This window comes from Cyanobium sp. Copco_Reservoir_LC18, from assembly GCF_009834675.1.
Lineage (GTDB): Bacteria > Cyanobacteriota > Cyanobacteriia > PCC-6307 > Cyanobiaceae > Cyanobium > Cyanobium minutissimum.
On record NZ_ASAC01000018.1, the window covers coordinates 123,607 to 136,651 of the forward strand.

The following is a 13,045-nucleotide window of genomic DNA, read 5'->3' on the forward strand; positions in this document are numbered from 1 at the left end:
CTCCCGCTGATGCTCGAGCGGCTGGTCCTGCCCCCCTGGCTGCGGTTCTCCCTGGCCCTGCCCCTGCTGGTGCTCAACCTCTGGGTGCTGCGCCAGCTGCTGCTGCCTTTGGCGCCGTTCCCGGCCCTGTTCCTGACGGCCGCCCTGCTGGCCTTCCTGCTCGACATCCCCAGCCGCTGGCTGATCCAGCGGGGGCTGCCGCGGGCCCTGGCCCTGCTACTGGTGCTGGGGCTGAGCCTCTCGGCGGTGGTGCTGGCGGCCCTGGTGCTGGTGCCCCGCCTGGTGGAGCAGCTCGGCGACCTGGTGCTCGCCCTCCCGGGTTGGCTGGCGGAGGGGGAGACGCTGCTGGGGCAGTTGCAGAGATGGGCCACCGAGCGGGGGCTGCCCACCGATTTCGGCGGCCTGAGCAGCGATCTGATCACCCGCACCAGCAAGATCGCCTCCCAGCTCAGCCAGCAGGTGCTGGGGATCCTGGGGGCCACGGTGAGCATCACCGTCAACACGGTGATCGTGCTGGTGCTGGCGGTGTTCCTGCTGCTGGGGGGCGAGGGCATCGCCAGGGGCCTGGCGGAATGGCTGCCCTCCGGCACCCGCGCCCTGGTGCTCAGCACCCTCGATCGCACCTTCCGGGGCTACTTCGCCGGCCAGGTGGTGCTGGCCCTGATCCTCAGCGGCGCCCAGTGCCTGGTGTTCACCCTGCTGGGGATTCCCTACGGCGTGCTGTTCGCGGTGGCGATCGGCTTCACCACCCTGATCCCCTACGCCAGCGCCCTCACCATCGTGGGGGTGAGCGTGCTGCTGGCCCTCGAGGATCCGCGCACTGGGCTGGAGGTGCTGGCGGTGGCGATCAGCGTCGGCCAGGTGGTCGACCAGGTGATCCAGCCGCGGCTGATGGGCTCGATCGTGGGGCTGCAGCCGGCCTGGCTGCTGATCAGCCTGCCGATCGGCGCCCGGCTGGGGGCGCTGATGGGGCTGGGGGAACTGCTGGGACTGCTGCTGGCGGTGCCGGTGGCCAGCTGTTCCAAGACCTTCCTCGATGCCTGGGCCCTGCGCCTGCGTGCCGAACCGCTCAGGCCTCCGCCGGAGCCGGAATGATGCCGCGGCGCTCCAGTTCCGCCATCACCTGGGCCACCGAATCCTCGAGGCCCTGCTCGCCGGTGGCCACCCGCAGCTCGGGGGCCTCCGGAGCCTCGTAGGGGCTGGAGATGCCGGTGAACTCCTTGATCTCACCGGCCCTCGCCTTGGCGTAGAGCCCCTTGGTGTCCCGCTGTTCGCAGACCGCCAGGTCGGCGGCGCAGTGGATCTCGAGGAAATCGCCGTCCTCCACCAGCGCGCGGGCCCGCTGACGGTCGGCGCGGAAGGGGGAGACGAAGGCGGTGAGCACCACCACGCCGGCATCCAGAAACAGCTTGGCCACCTCACCGATGCGGCGGATGTTCTCCTCCCGGTCGGCGTCCGAGAAACCCAGATCGCTGCACAGCCCGTGGCGCACGTTGTCGCCATCGAGCACGTAGCAGGCCAGCCCCTGCTCGAACAGGGCCGAATTGACCGCATTGGCCAGGGTGCTCTTGCCTGCCCCCGACAGGCCCGTGAACCAGAGGATGGCGCTGCGGTGGCCCCGCTGGTGGGCCCGGGCAGCCCGGGTCACGGTGGAGTGGTGCCAGACGATGTTGGTGGCCTTGGCCGGCGAGGTCATCTCGGACACGGAAACGGGGCGGTGGCTTCGGGCCGCATTCTCCCCTACCCCCCCGCCTGCTTCGGTCGGTAGCCGTCCTTCTCCAGGGCGGCCAGGGCCGCCGCCACGTGGTCCCCCTGCAGTTCGATCATCCCGTCCTTGAGGGTGCCGCCGGTGCCGGCGCTGGCCTTCAGCCGCTTGAGCAGCAGGCGCAGCTCGGCCTCGGGCGCCTCCAGCCCGGTGATGGCGGTGACCAGCTTCCCCCCCTTGCCCGCCTTGGTGCGCTGCACCCGCACCTTCTGGAGTGCCCGGGGCGTCGTGGCCGAGGCGGCCTCCGGCCGCTGCAGGCTGTCCGGCCCGCTGAACTCCCGCCAGCCCCCCTTAGGCATCGGTGGGCCCTCCCGTGATCAGCCGCCTGAGGCGGCGGCCGGTGGCGGCCACCAGCCGGGAGGGAAGCGATCTGGGGCGCATCGTCTCGGGCAGGGTGGGGGGTTCGGAGAAGTCGTAGCCATCCCCGACGCGGTGCCGGGCCAGGGCCTTGTGGCCGGCGGCGGCCGTGTAGTGGCAGACGTAGGAGCGGCGGGTGAGGCTGGGATCGCGCATCGGGGTGCCCCCGTGGATCAGGGCCCCGTGCCAGATCAGCACATCGCCCCGGCGGGGCAGGTAGATGCTCGGCGTCCAGCCCTGGGCCTCGATCAGGGCCTCCAGATACGGGCCGTAACCCGCCGCCGTCCGGGGGTCGCCGTCGCGGCTGGCCAGGATCCCCCCCTCGCCCCAGTCGTAGAACTGATCGTTCGCCAGCAGATGGGAGCCCTTGTAGTAGACGAGCGGTCCGGCCCGATCGCTGATGTCCTCCAGGGGGATCCAGGCGGCGGCCAGGTGGCCCAGGCGGCTGTGGTGGTGCACGTAGGAGAAGTCCTGGTGGAGGGACTGCTCGCTGCTCTTCCAGAAGGTGAGCGTCTGGATCAGCCCCGGCGCCGAACCGAAGAGTTCATCGAGGAAATGGATGATGGGATCGGCGAAGGCCAGCGAGCGGGCCGCCTCGAAGTAACGGTGCAGGTCGTTGAGCTTCAGCCCCGGGCCGGCATCGCGGAGATCGGTGATGCCGAGCAGCGACAGATTGCGCAGGACCCGGGCCCCGTAGTGCTCCGCCTTGCCGTCGATGCCGATCATCCCGTGCAGCAGGGAGGTGCGGGCCAGAGCGGGCAGGGCCTCGAGGTCGCGGTCCATCCGGTCGAGGAGCTCCGGGTCCAGCACCTGCGGGAAGATCGCCACCCCATCCCGCAGGAACTCGAGCACGGGGCCGGAGTAGATCCGGCCGGCCAGTTCCGGCTGCTGTCGATGCAGGCGTTCCGCCAGAGGCAGGGAGGTCAGATAGTCGGCGGGAAGCATCTCTGGCGTTCGTGGGCGACTCGGTCGGCAGCCATCCGCCACTGCCGCCCCGGGTGGCGGCTCCCTAAGGTGAATTATCTCCCCTTGCGCAGCGCCGGTGACCAGCACCGCCCCAACCCGCAGCGCCGATCCTGCCGAGCTGCAGCCGTCGGTCCGCCCGGATGGCCTGGGCCGTTTCGGCCCCTTCGGCGGGCAGTACGTCCCGGAAACGCTGATGCCCGCCCTGGCGGAACTGGAAGTGGCCGCGGCCGAGGCCTGGGCCGATCCCGCCTTCACCGCTCGGCTGGATCACCTGCTGCGCACCTACGTGGGCCGGCCCACCCCCCTGTATGAGGCCGAACGGCTCACGGCCCACTACCAGCGGCCCGAGGGAGGTCCGCGCCTGTGGCTGAAGCGGGAGGACCTCAACCACACCGGCGCCCACAAGATCAACAACGCCCTGGGCCAGGCCCTGCTGGCGCTGCGGATGGGCAAGAAGCGGATCATCGCCGAAACCGGCGCCGGCCAGCATGGTGTCGCCACGGCCACGGTCTGTGCCCGTTTCGGCCTGGAGTGCGTCATCTACATGGGCGCCGAGGACATGCGCCGCCAGGCCCTGAACGTGTTCCGGATGCGGCTGCTGGGCGCCACCGTCCAGCCCGTCACCGCCGGTACCGCCACCCTCAAGGACGCCACCAGCGAAGCCATCCGCGACTGGGTCACCAACGTGGAGAGCACCCACTACATCCTCGGCTCGGTGGCCGGCCCCCACCCCTACCCGATGCTGGTGCGGGATTTCCACGCCGTGATCGGCCAGGAGGCCCGGAGCCAGTGCCTGGAGGCCTTCGGCCGGCTGCCGGATGTGCTGATCGCCTGCGTGGGCGGCGGCTCCAATGCCATGGGGCTCTTCCATCCCTTCGTCGAGGACGCCTCCGTGCGCCTGATCGGGGTCGAGGCGGCCGGCGAGGGCGTGGCCACCGGCCGCCATGCCGCCACCATCACCGAAGGCCGGGTGGGGGTGCTCCACGGTGCCATGAGCCTGCTGCTTCAGGACGACGAGGGCCAGGTGCAGGAGGCCCACTCGATTAGCGCCGGCCTCGACTACCCGGGCGTCGGTCCGGAGCACAGCTACCTGCGCCAGATCGGCCGGGCCGAGTACGCCGCCGTCACCGATGCCGAGGCCCTCGAGGCCCTGCAGCGGGTGAGCGAACTGGAGGGCATCATCCCGGCGCTGGAGACGGCCCACGCCTTCGCCTGGCTGGAGTCCCTCTGCCCCACCCTGGCCCCCGGTACCGAAGTGGTGCTCAATCTCTCCGGCCGCGGCGACAAGGACGTCAACACGGTGGCGGAAAAGCTGGGCGACGGGCTGGCGGGGTAGCCCCTCAGAGGGGGTCGTGCTCCCAGGGGAAGCGGGGCAGCTTGTTGAGCCCCTCCTGCATGTGGCGGGCCCAGACGTCCATGGTGTGCTGGATCTCGGGAGCGTCCTTCTCCAGCTTCAGGTGCCGGCTCACCTTGAAGGCATCGCGGGGCAACAGGGCGATCTCGAAGGGCGGCCCCACGGTGAGATTGGAGCGCCTTGTGACGATCTCCGACACCAGGCAGAGCCGCGCCGCATCCTCCAGGGAGAGGTCGGGGCGGCCGATGTAATCGAGGGGAGGCTTGCCGTACTTGGTTTCGCCGATCTGCAGGAAGGGCGTGTCATCGGTGGCCATGATCGCGTTCCCCTGGGGATAGATCATGTAGAGCCCGTGGGGCTGGCCCGCGATCTGGCCGCCGAGGATGAAGCTGGCCTCGCCGCTGGCGCCCGCCTGGCGCAGGTTGGGGTTGAACTCCTTCTGCACCATCACGTTGAGCCGGCCGATGTAATCGGCCACCTCGAACAGGTAGCGGGCGGTGAGCATGCTCGGCCCGGCGGGGGGGTCGTCCTGGCGGGTCCACTGGGGGCTGGGGCCTGCGCCATGGTTCTCGATGTCACGGCGGATCCGGTTGAGCACCGCCTGGGTGGTGCCCAGGTTGCCGGCCGCCATGAGCACGAACAGCCGGTCGGGGGCCGGCGCCAGCACGTGCATCTTGCTGTAGCTCGAGATGTAGTCCACCCCCGCGTTGGTGCGGGAATCGGAGGCGAACACCAGGCCGCTGTGGAGCAGGAAGCCGAGGCAGTAGGTCATCAGCTGAGCAGCCTCTCCAGGATCGAGGCCACCGACTGAACCGCGGCCCGGGCGGTGGCGTAGGCCATCCGCATCGGACCCACCAGGCCCACCTGGCCGCGGCCGCCGTGGCCCGTGCGGTAGGTGGCCTGCACCACCGAGCACTGGCCGAGGGCCGCGTGGGGATGCTCGGTGCCGATCCAGATCGCTTCGGTCGCGACCGGGTCCTGGGGGCCGGTGAGGCCCAGCAGGGCCCGGGGGCCATGCTCCACCAGCTGCACCACGGGCAGCAGGCTGGAACTGTGGCGGAACTCCGGCTGGGCCAGCAGCCCGCCCAGGCCCGCCGCCACCACCGCATCGAGCTCCTCGCTGCGGATGCGGCCGTGGCTGTCGAGGGCCTGGCGCAGCAGTCCGCCGCTGCGGCGCAGCTCCGCCGGCAGCCGCTCCCAGGGGATGCGGCCGTCGCCGCCGGCCCGGAGCTGCTGGTTGCTCCAGCGCTCCAGGATCGGCAGCTCCTCCTCCAGGCCGGCGCCGAGGCGCAGGTTGAGGCTGGTGCTGAAATCGGGCCCCTGGACGAGGAACACCAGCAGCCGGTCGCCGCTGGGCACGAGCCGCACCGCCTGCAGCAGGGGGCTGGGTCGCTGGGGGCGGGTGATCAGGCTGAGCAGGCCGGTGAGATCGGCGAGGCGGCGGGCCAGGTGCAGCAGCAGATCATCGAGGGCGGCCCACTGCAGGCTGATGCCGGCCAGCTCGCGCTCCAGCTGCAGGGCGGCGGCCCCCGGGGCCGGCAGCAGCTGATCGACGTAGAGGCGGTAGCCGCGCTGGCTGGGGATCCGGCCGGCGGAGGTGTGGGGCTGCGTCAGCAGGCCGCGCTGCTCCAGGGCCCCCATGGCCGTCCGCACCGTGGCGGGGCTGGCCGGCAACCCGAAACGCCGCACCAGCGTGTGGCTGCCCACGGGTTCGACGGTGTCCACGTAGTGCCGCACCGTGGCCTGGAGGACCTCCTGTTGTCGGCGCGGCAGCGTGTCCAAGGAATGGGGGAAAAGTTGAAAAGCTAAACAGATCCTTCATCCTAGGTGCGACGGACCCGCCTTCCGCCGTGGAAGGGGGTTCAGTAACGGGGAACCCGGGGATCCACCTCCCGGCTCCAGGCGTCGATGCCCCCCTGCAGGTTCCAGACCTCGCCGTAGCCCTGCTCCTGCATCAGCCAGCAGGCGAAGTGCCAGCTGCGGATGCCGGCATGGCAGAGCACCACCACCGGCTGTTGCCGGTCGAGCAGGGTCTCCAGCTCCGGGATCCATTCGCCGGAGCGGCTCAGGGGCAGATGCACCACCGGGTGGGGTAGGCGTGCCTCCTCGAGCTCCCGGTCCTCCCGCACGTCCACGATCCGCAGCGGTTCCCCCTCCGCCAGGCGCCGCTGCAGCTCCATGGCGGAGAGGCTGCGGGGGGTGCCCGTAGGGGTCGGCTCGTCCATGGCGGGCGTCGGAGGGGGGGTGGCGTCAGGATGGTCCCATCCTGCTGAGAACGCATGAAGGCCCGCCCATTCCTGGCGGTGCTGCTGGCCCTGGTGCTGGTGGTGTTCGGTCTGGGGCTCGGTGGCTGGTGGCTGGTGTGGCAGCGCAGTGCCCTGCGTCTCCAGCGGCTGCCGCTGGAGGTGCCGCGGGCGGCCCGGTTCGTGCCCCGGGACGCCCCCTTCAGCCTCCACCTGTTCACCGACGGCGACCAGCCCCTCGACTATGCCCGGGCCGTCGCCCCGCCCCGCCAGCGACGCCAGGCGGCGGAGGCGGTCGGCCGGCTGCGGGACGGGGCCTTCGCCGCGGCCGGCCTCGACTACGGCACGGAGCTGAGCTCCTGGCTGGCGGCACCGGTGGGCCTGGCCCTGTTCGAGGCGGATGCCGGCGGCGCGGTGGGGGCCAGCCGGCGGGGGGGCTGGCTGCTGGTGCTGGGCAGCCGGGACGACGGCGGCGCCCGCCGCTTTCTGCAGCGCTTCTGGCAGACCCGCAGCCTGGCGGGCACCGATCTCCAGATCAGCACCTACCGGGGCCTGGGGCTGATCAGCGGCCGGGGGGCCCTGCTGGGCCGGACGCCGATGCCCCTGGCCACGGCCCTGGTGGATGACGACCTCGTCCTGATCGCCTCGGGACGGGGGGTGCTGGAGCAGGCCCTCGACGTGTCCCAGATCGACGAGCTCAACCAGGCCGGCCAGCCCGGCTTCCAGGAGGGGCTGCGGCGCCTGGGCACCGGGGCCGCCCTGGTGCAGGCGGCCCCGGACGCCCTGGAGCGCTGGCTGGGGCTGCCGCTGCCGGCGGCGGCCGACCAGCGGCCCGGCGGGCTGCTGCTGGCCCTGCGGCCCGATGGCCGCAGCCTGCGGCTGTCGGGCCTGCTGGAGCTGCCGCCGCAGACGGCGCTGCCCCAGGTCGGTGCCGACGGCGACCTGGGGCGGGCCCTGCGGGCCGCCCTGCGCCGACCCTCCGCCAGCCTCGCCCTGGTGCAGGACCCCGCCGCCATCGCCGCCATTCCCCTGCTGCAGCCGCTGCTCACCCGCATGGTCGGAGGAGTCGGGGCGGCGGGGTCCCCGCCCGCCCTGGTGGTGGGGACCGACGGGGGGCCCCTGCTGGCCGCCGCCAGCGGTGAGCGCTGGCTGCTCGGCACGGCGGCCGACCGGCCGGAGGCGGCGGCCGTCGAGGCCTCCCTGGCGGCCGATGGCCTGATCGCCGCTCCCCTGGAGGTGGAGGGCCGCCCGCTGCAGGTCTGGACGCGGCTGAGGGCCGGACCCGCCCGTCGCGACGGCAGGGCCGAGCAGTTGCAGGCCCCCCTGCTGGGCTGGCGCTGGCAGCGGGGCGACCAGGCCTGGTGGGGGGAGTCCCTGGGGCAGCTGGAGAGCCTCGAGAAGCCCACTGCGAAGGGCGCGGCGCGTCCCCAGGACCCGCTGGAGCTCCTCGCCGCCCCGGAGGCCGCCCTGCAGTGGGCCCTCGATGGTCCGCGGGCCCGCGATCTGCTGGCCTCCTGGCAGCCGTGGCAGCGCCTCACCGCCCTGGCCGGCGGATCCCTCAGTGACCCGGTGGCGGGTCTGGCCCTGGCCCTGACCGGGGAGTCCGGGGGCCTGACCGTGGACGCACGACTCGACTTCGGGAATCCCTGACCATGGCGTCCCCGTCCTGGGAACTGCTGCTGCTGCGCCATGGCATCGCCGAGGACCGTAGCCCGGATCGCGTCGACGCCGAGCGGGAACTCACCGCCGCCGGGCGGGCCCGCACCCGGGCCATGCTGGAGCGGGCCGCCGGCCTGGGGCTGCGGGCCGATCGCCTGCTCTCCAGTCCCCTGGCCCGGGCCCGGCAGACCGGGGAGATCGCCCGCGAGGTCGGGCTGGCGGAGGGCCTGGAGCTGGCCCAGGCCCTGGAACTGGGGGGCGACCCCCTGCCCCTGCTGCCGGCCTGGCTCAGCCAGGCGGAGGGGGGCCCGGGGGCGCCCTGCCGGCTGTTGCTGGTGGGCCATGAACCGGACCTGGGGCTGCTGGCGGCCCGCCTGCTGGGGGCGCCGCCCGGAGCCATCGCCCTGCGCAAGGCGGGCCTGGCCCTGCTGCGCCTGCCCCTGCTGCCGGCCGGGGCGGCCCTGGCCGGCACCGCCCGGCTGGAATGGCTGGTGCGGCCGAAGCTCTGGCTGCCCCGCCCCTGAGCCGGCAGCCGGCGCTACGGCAGAAGCCCCTTCCTGCGCCTAAGTTCGTCCCATCCACAGGATTCGGCATGGCGGCGGTGAGCACCCCAGAGGCCAACGACCCTCAGGGCACCCCTCCCTCCCCATCGCCCCCGGCGCCGGCCACACCCACGTTCCGCCCGGGCCTGGAGGGGGTGCCGGCCACCCAGTCGGCGGTGTGTGACATCGAAGGCCAGCGGGGCCTGCTCACCTACCGGGGCTACCCGATCGAGCAGCTGGCCAGCCACAGCAGCTTCCTCGAAACCGCCTACCTGCTGATCTGGGGGGAGCTGCCCACCATCTTCCAGTTGCGGGAGTTCGAGCAGGAGGTGCAGATGCACCGGCGGCTCAGCTTCCGCATCCGGGACATGATGAAGTGCTTCCCGGCCACGGGCCATCCGATGGATGCCCTCCAGGCCAGCGCGGCCTCCCTGGGGCTCTTCTATTCCCGCCGCGCCCTGTACGACCCCCAGTACATCGTCGATGCGGTGGTGCGGCTGATCGCCAAGATCCCCACGATGGTGGCGGCGTTCCAGCTGATCCGGAAGGGTCAGGATCCGATCCAGCCCCGGGACGACCTGGCCTACTCGGCCAACTTCCTCTACATGCTCACCGAGCGGGAGCCCGATCCCCTGGCGGCACGGATCTTCGACGCCTGCCTGATCCTGCATGCCGAGCACAGCCTCAACGCCAGCACCTTCAGCGCCCGCGTCACGGCCAGCACCCTCACCGACCCCTACGCGGTGGTGGCCTCGGCGGTGGGCACCCTGGCCGGCCCCCTGCACGGCGGCGCCAACGAGGATGTGCTCGACATGCTCGACCAGATCGGCAGCATCGACCAGGTGGAACCCTGGCTCGACCGGGCGATCGCCCAGAAGCAGAAGATCATGGGCTTCGGCCACCGCGAGTACCGGGTCAAGGATCCCCGGGCCGTGATCCTGCAGGGCCTGGCCGAGGAGCTCTTCCAGCGCTTCGGCCACGACGCCATGTACGACGTCGCCCTCAAGCTGGAGGAGGTGGCGGGCCGGCGCCTAGGGCCGAAGGGCATCTACCCCAACGTCGACTTCTACTCCGGTCTCGTCTACCGGAAGCTGGGTATTCCCCGCGACCTGTTCACCCCCATCTTCGCCATCGCCCGTACGGCAGGATGGCTGGCCCACTGGAAGGAACAACTGGGTGCCAACCGCATCTACCGTCCCTCGCAGATCTACACCGGCCCCGCCGAGCGGGGCTGGCTCCCCCTGGAAAGCCGTCCGGTTCCTGGCTGAGTCACTGGCTGACCCGTTCCCCCCTAGGTTCCCCCCCAACGGAGTTCTCTGATGCTGTCCACTGGCCTGATGGGTGCCGCCATCGCTCCCCCCGGTCTCGATCTCCAGTCGAGCTTCCTTGACCTCGCCCAGGCCATGGGCCTCACCCCCGCGGCGGCCCGCCTGCTGTGGCTGCCCCTGCCCATGGTGCTGGTGCTGGTGGGGGCGGTCGTCGGGGTGCTGGTGAGCGTCTGGCTCGAGCGCAAGATCTCGGCGGCGGTGCAGCAGCGCATCGGCCCGGAGTACGCCGGCGCCCTGGGGGTGCTCCAGCCCCTGGCCGATGGCCTCAAGCTGGTGTTCAAGGAGGACATCATTCCGGCCCGGGCCGATGGCCTGCTGTTCAGCCTCGGCCCCGTGCTGGTGGTGGTGCCCGTGATCCTCTCCTGGCTGGTGGTGCCCTTCGGCCAGAACCTGCTGATCAGCAACGTGGGGGTGGGCATCTTCCTGTGGATCGCCCTCAGCAGCATCCAGCCCATCGGCCTGCTGATGAGCGGCTATTCCAGCAACAACAAGTACTCGCTCCTGGGGGGCCTGCGGGCCGCCGCCCAGTCGATCAGCTACGAGATCCCCCTGGCCCTGGCGGTGCTGGCGGTGGTGATGATGAGCAACTCCCTCAGCACCGTCGACATCGTCGCCCAGCAGACCGGGGCCGGCATCTTCAGCTGGAACATCTGGCGCCAGCCCGTCGGCTTCGTTATCTTCTGGATCTGTGCCCTGGCGGAATGCGAGCGCCTGCCCTTCGACCTGCCGGAGGCCGAGGAGGAGCTGGTGGCCGGCTACCAGACCGAGTACTCCGGCATGAAGTTCGCCCTCTTCTATCTGGGCAGCTACATCAACCTGGTGCTCTCGGCCCTGCTGGTGTCGGTGCTCTACCTCGGCGGCTGGAGCTTTCCTGTCCCGGTCGAATGGATCACCGGCTGGCTCGGTGTCTCCCCCGACGCCCCCCTGGTCCAGGTGATCACCGGCTCGATCGGCATCGTCAGCACGATCCTCAAGGCCTACCTGCTGGTGTTCTTCGCCATCCTGCTGCGCTGGACCACCCCCCGGGTGCGGATCGACCAGCTGCTCGACCTGGGCTGGAAGTTCCTGCTGCCGATCGCCCTCGTCAACCTTCTGGTCACCGCCGGCCTCAAGCTGGCCTTCCCGGTCGCCTTCGGCGGTTGAACCCGTTCCCCGGATACCAACACAGCGGCCCCCACCGGGCCATCATGGTCCCCATCCCGTAACCCCCACGCCCCTGCCATGTTCGGGTTTCTCAAGCAAGTCGGTGACTACACCCGGGAGGCGGTGAGCGCGGCCCAGACGATGACCCAGGGGCTGGCGGTCACCTTCGATCACCTGCGCCGTCGGCCGATCACGGTCCAGTATCCGTACGAGAAGCTGATCCCCTCCGAGCGCTACCGGGGCCGTATCCATTACGAGCTCGACAAGTGCATCTCCTGCGAGGTGTGCGTGCGGGTCTGCCCCATCAACCTGCCCGTGGTGGACTGGGTGATGAACAAGGCCACCAAGAAGAAGGAGCTGCGCAACTACTCGATTGATTTCGGGGTGTGCATCTTCTGCGGCAACTGCGTGGAGTACTGCCCCACCAACTGCCTCTCCATGACCGAGGAGTACGAGCTGGCGGCCTTCGATCGCCACAGCCTCAACTACGACAACGTCGCCCTCGGCCGCCTGCCCACCAGCGTCACCTCCGACCCGGCCGTGTTCGCCCTGCGGGAACTGGCCTACCTTCCCAAGGGCGCCATGGATCCCCATGGGGTGCCCGCCACCGAGCCGCGGGCCGGCCAGCTGCCGTCCCAGGTGCTGGAATCGCTCCAGCCGGTCCCCAGCGGTGGGCCGTCCGCCGCCGCCCCCTCCGACAGCACCGCAGAGTCCTGATGTCGATCGCTTCCACCACCCAGCAGATCTGTTTCCTGGTGCTCTCGGCCACCACGGTGATCGGCGCCCTGGGTGTCGTCCTGCTGCCCAACATCGTCTATTCCGCTTTCCTGCTCGGCGGCGTCTTCCTTTCGGTGTCCGGGCTCTACCTGCTGCTCAACGCCAGCTTCGTCGCCGCCGCCCAGATCCTGGTCTATGTCGGGGCGGTCAATGTGCTGATCCTGTTCGCGATCATGCTCGTGAACAAGAAGGAAACCCTCGCCGCGATTCCCGGCCTGCTGGTCCGCCGTCTGCTCTCCGGGGCCGTCTGCGCCGGCCTCTTCGCCCTGCTGCTGCGGGTGGCGTTCACCACCCCGTGGGCCCTGCCGGGCCCCACACCGGTGGGCGAGGAGGCCACGATCCGGATCGGTGAGCACCTCTTCACCGACTATCTCCTGCCCTTCGAGCTGGCGTCGGTGCTGCTGCTGATGGCCATGATCGGGGCGATCGTGCTGGCCCGTCGCGACGTCTTCAGCACCGACGTGATCACCGGTGAGCCGGCCGATCAGGGTCTGATCGAGAAGGACCGCACCCCGCTGCTGATCGACACGAGCGCCAACACCCCCACCCTGATCACCAAGCCATGATCTTCGACGCCGCCTCCCCGATCCCCCTCGAGGGCTTTCTCGCCGTCGCCGCCATGCTGTTCTGCGTGGGTGTCTGGGGGCTGATCAACAGCCGCAATGCCGTGCGGGTGCTGATGAGCATCGAGCTGATGCTCAACGCCGTCAACATCAACCTGATGGCCTTCTCCAACTACCTCGATGGTCAGCTGATCCGCGGCCAGGTGTTCGCGATCTTCGTGATCACCGTGGCGGCCGCCGAGGCCGCCGTCGGTCTGGCCATCCTGCTGTCGCTCTATCGCAACCGCGAAACCGTCGACATGGAGCGCTTCAACCTGCTGCGCTGGTAGCGGTGCCAGCGTCCGCGGA

General features: G+C 70.8%; 15 protein-coding genes. 9 read left to right on the forward strand and 6 right to left on the reverse strand.

Annotated features, from left to right (window positions below; translation table 11 throughout):
* The first annotated feature begins 9 nt into the window (after positions 1 to 9).
* Positions 10 to 1,095: an AI-2E family transporter gene (locus tag L107_RS10840; protein WP_159818737.1), complete on the forward strand. Its 1,086-nt coding sequence runs from the start codon at positions 10 to 12 to the stop codon at positions 1,093 to 1,095.
* Here L107_RS10840 and cysC read toward each other — a convergent pair.
* From cysC to L107_RS10855, 3 genes are read right to left on the reverse strand one after another with little or no spacing between them, the layout of a single operon-like run.
* On the reverse strand, positions 1,070 to 1,696 hold the full coding sequence (cysC, locus tag L107_RS10845) for an adenylyl-sulfate kinase (protein WP_159818739.1): 627 nt from the start codon (positions 1,694 to 1,696) through the stop codon (positions 1,070 to 1,072). The genes L107_RS10840 and cysC overlap by 26 nt on opposite strands.
* Before the next feature lie 44 nt (positions 1,697 to 1,740).
* Complete coding sequence (locus L107_RS10850; protein ID WP_159818741.1) at positions 1,741 to 2,064, reverse strand: translation initiation factor; 324 nt, start codon at positions 2,062 to 2,064, stop codon at positions 1,741 to 1,743.
* Positions 2,057 to 3,067 carry a phytanoyl-CoA dioxygenase family protein gene (locus tag L107_RS10855; protein WP_159818743.1) on the reverse strand — a complete coding sequence of 337 codons (1,011 nt, stop codon included), beginning with the start codon at positions 3,065 to 3,067 and terminating at the stop codon, positions 2,057 to 2,059. The genes L107_RS10850 and L107_RS10855 overlap by 8 nt, the downstream gene beginning before the upstream one ends.
* A gap of 97 nt (positions 3,068 to 3,164) precedes the next feature.
* On the opposite strand from L107_RS10855, the gene trpB reads away from it, so the two are divergent.
* Complete coding sequence (gene trpB / locus L107_RS10860; RefSeq protein WP_159818745.1) at positions 3,165 to 4,424, forward strand: tryptophan synthase subunit beta; 1,260 nt, start codon at positions 3,165 to 3,167, stop codon at positions 4,422 to 4,424.
* Positions 4,425 to 4,428: 4 nt separating this feature from the next.
* Here the strand turns inward: trpB and L107_RS10865 are convergent, their stop codons facing one another.
* From L107_RS10865 to L107_RS10875, 3 genes are all read right to left on the reverse strand, one after another.
* Positions 4,429 to 5,214, reverse strand: a complete 786-nt coding sequence (locus tag L107_RS10865; protein ID WP_159818747.1) for a 20S proteasome subunit A/B — start codon at positions 5,212 to 5,214, stop codon at positions 4,429 to 4,431.
* Positions 5,214 to 6,224 carry a heat-inducible transcriptional repressor HrcA gene (locus tag L107_RS10870; protein ID WP_159818749.1) on the reverse strand — a complete coding sequence of 337 codons (1,011 nt, stop codon included), beginning with the start codon at positions 6,222 to 6,224 and terminating at the stop codon, positions 5,214 to 5,216. Before L107_RS10870 ends, L107_RS10865 begins: the two co-directional genes overlap by 1 nt.
* A gap of 80 nt (positions 6,225 to 6,304) precedes the next feature.
* Entirely contained in the window at positions 6,305 to 6,667 is a 363-nt protein-coding gene (locus tag L107_RS10875) for a rhodanese-like domain-containing protein (protein ID WP_159818751.1), read from the reverse strand.
* Positions 6,668 to 6,721: 54 nt separating this feature from the next.
* Here L107_RS10875 and L107_RS10880 point away from each other — a divergent pair, with 54 nt between their 5' ends.
* From L107_RS10880 to nuoK, 7 genes are all read left to right on the forward strand, one after another.
* Entirely contained in the window at positions 6,722 to 8,335 is a 1,614-nt protein-coding gene (locus tag L107_RS10880; protein WP_159818753.1) for a DUF3352 domain-containing protein, read from the forward strand.
* Between the two features lie 2 nt (positions 8,336 to 8,337).
* Positions 8,338 to 8,868, forward strand: coding sequence for a histidine phosphatase family protein (locus tag L107_RS10885; protein WP_159818755.1), 531 nt, complete (start codon positions 8,338 to 8,340; stop codon positions 8,866 to 8,868).
* A 68-nt stretch (positions 8,869 to 8,936) separates the two neighbouring features.
* Entirely contained in the window at positions 8,937 to 10,154 is a 1,218-nt protein-coding gene (locus tag L107_RS10890) for a citrate synthase (protein ID WP_106219323.1), read from the forward strand.
* Between the two features lie 51 nt (positions 10,155 to 10,205).
* Positions 10,206 to 11,357, forward strand: coding sequence for an NADH-quinone oxidoreductase subunit NuoH (gene nuoH / locus L107_RS10895; protein ID WP_236550632.1), 1,152 nt, complete (start codon positions 10,206 to 10,208; stop codon positions 11,355 to 11,357).
* Between the two features lie 78 nt (positions 11,358 to 11,435).
* Positions 11,436 to 12,074 carry an NAD(P)H-quinone oxidoreductase subunit I gene (ndhI, locus tag L107_RS10900; protein WP_106219322.1) on the forward strand — a complete coding sequence of 213 codons (639 nt, stop codon included), beginning with the start codon at positions 11,436 to 11,438 and terminating at the stop codon, positions 12,072 to 12,074.
* Positions 12,074 to 12,700: an NADH-quinone oxidoreductase subunit J gene (locus L107_RS10905; RefSeq protein ID WP_159818757.1), complete on the forward strand. Its 627-nt coding sequence runs from the start codon at positions 12,074 to 12,076 to the stop codon at positions 12,698 to 12,700. Before ndhI ends, L107_RS10905 begins: the two co-directional genes overlap by 1 nt.
* Positions 12,697 to 13,026: an NADH-quinone oxidoreductase subunit NuoK gene (gene nuoK, locus L107_RS10910; protein WP_106219320.1), complete on the forward strand. Its 330-nt coding sequence runs from the start codon at positions 12,697 to 12,699 to the stop codon at positions 13,024 to 13,026. Before L107_RS10905 ends, nuoK begins: the two co-directional genes overlap by 4 nt.
* Positions 13,027 to 13,045: the final 19 nt, after the last annotated feature.

What these genes read in the sequence shown, in the direction of transcription:
- L107_RS10840 (WP_159818737.1), top strand. Translation starts at nt 10, where the DNA reads ATGCTCGAGCGGCTGGTCCTGCCCCCCTGGCTGCGGTTCTCCCTGGCC.
- L107_RS10875 (WP_159818751.1), bottom strand. Translation starts at nt 6,667, where the DNA reads ATGGACGAGCCGACCCCTACGGGCACCCCCCGCAGCCTCTCCGCCATG.
- ndhI (WP_106219322.1), top strand. Translation starts at nt 11,436, where the DNA reads ATGTTCGGGTTTCTCAAGCAAGTCGGTGACTACACCCGGGAGGCGGTG.
- L107_RS10855 (WP_159818743.1), bottom strand. Translation starts at nt 3,067, where the DNA reads ATGCTTCCCGCCGACTATCTGACCTCCCTGCCTCTGGCGGAACGCCTG.
- nuoH (WP_236550632.1), top strand. Translation starts at nt 10,206, where the DNA reads ATGCTGTCCACTGGCCTGATGGGTGCCGCCATCGCTCCCCCCGGTCTC.
- L107_RS10865 (WP_159818747.1), bottom strand. Translation starts at nt 5,214, where the DNA reads ATGACCTACTGCCTCGGCTTCCTGCTCCACAGCGGCCTGGTGTTCGCC.
- nuoK (WP_106219320.1), top strand. Translation starts at nt 12,697, where the DNA reads ATGATCTTCGACGCCGCCTCCCCGATCCCCCTCGAGGGCTTTCTCGCC.
- L107_RS10885 (WP_159818755.1), top strand. Translation starts at nt 8,338, where the DNA reads ATGGCGTCCCCGTCCTGGGAACTGCTGCTGCTGCGCCATGGCATCGCC.
- L107_RS10850 (WP_159818741.1), bottom strand. Translation starts at nt 2,064, where the DNA reads ATGCCTAAGGGGGGCTGGCGGGAGTTCAGCGGGCCGGACAGCCTGCAG.
- L107_RS10890 (WP_106219323.1), top strand. Translation starts at nt 8,937, where the DNA reads ATGGCGGCGGTGAGCACCCCAGAGGCCAACGACCCTCAGGGCACCCCT.
- L107_RS10880 (WP_159818753.1), top strand. Translation starts at nt 6,722, where the DNA reads ATGAAGGCCCGCCCATTCCTGGCGGTGCTGCTGGCCCTGGTGCTGGTG.
- cysC (WP_159818739.1), bottom strand. Translation starts at nt 1,696, where the DNA reads ATGACCTCGCCGGCCAAGGCCACCAACATCGTCTGGCACCACTCCACC.
- L107_RS10905 (WP_159818757.1), top strand. Translation starts at nt 12,074, where the DNA reads ATGTCGATCGCTTCCACCACCCAGCAGATCTGTTTCCTGGTGCTCTCG.